Source organism: Shewanella electrodiphila (genome assembly GCF_023283985.1).
In the GTDB taxonomy this organism is placed as follows: domain Bacteria; phylum Pseudomonadota; class Gammaproteobacteria; order Enterobacterales; family Shewanellaceae; genus Shewanella; species Shewanella electrodiphila.
Map to the genome: position 1 here is coordinate 1 of NZ_JAKIKU010000047.1, position 762 is coordinate 762.

2 tRNA genes and 1 rRNA gene are annotated in these 762 nt (G+C 40.6%); all 3 read right to left on the minus strand.

Going from position 1 to position 762, the window contains the following annotated elements:
• Positions 1–203 precede the first annotated feature (203 nt).
• A tRNA-Ala gene (locus L2737_RS22220) sits at positions 204–279 on the minus strand.
• Positions 280–417: 138 nt separating this feature from the next.
• Positions 418–494: transfer RNA gene (locus L2737_RS22225), tRNA-Ile, on the minus strand.
• A 200-nt stretch (positions 495–694) separates the two neighbouring features.
• Positions 695–762 (minus strand): 16S ribosomal RNA (locus L2737_RS22230); the annotation flags it as partial.

The window sequence follows — 762 nt, forward strand, 5'->3', positions numbered from 1 at the left end:
CTCAATGTATTACTGAAAAGGGATTAACTTCCCAATAATACGATTTGTAATTAATTAACATGACAGACTCATGCAATTAAATACTATCAGCTTTCCAAATTGTTAAAGAACGGGCTTAAAAAAGCCAAAGATAAAGCTGTCGCTTTATCTTTGGCGTCTCTATCCAAATGTGCATGACTTACGATTTTATCAAAGTAAGTAAATGGTGGAGCTATGCGGGATCGAACCGCAGACCTCCTGCGTGCAAGGCAGGCGCTCTCCCAGCTGAGCTATAGCCCCATTTACATGCAGTTGAGTTAGATATCAAGGTACCAATTATAGTAATTGGCGAAGCCAAATCGAATTTTAGCAAGTTAATTCAATGAGACGTTTAGTTCACTAAACGAGTATTTAATTAACGCAGATAAAATGAAGATTTGGTGGGTCAGAGTGGACTTGAACCACCGACCTCACCCTTATCAGGGGTGCGCTCTAACCAGCTGAGCTACAGACCCATTCTTTTTGGTCTTTTAATCGTTAATCATCGTTGCTTTTGTCGTTCAATCGTCGTGTAGTGTACTACACGTCCTCATTCACTCCTCAAGCGCCTTGATTAACAATCAAAATACTCAAAAATACCTTTCGATATCTTTCTCTTTCTTTCTATCAAGTAATCTGTGTGAACACTCAACAAACATTAAGTTAGTCGTATAGGTAAGGAGGTGATCCAGCCCCAGGTTCCCCTAGGGCTACCTTGTTACGACTTCACCCCAGTCATGAACC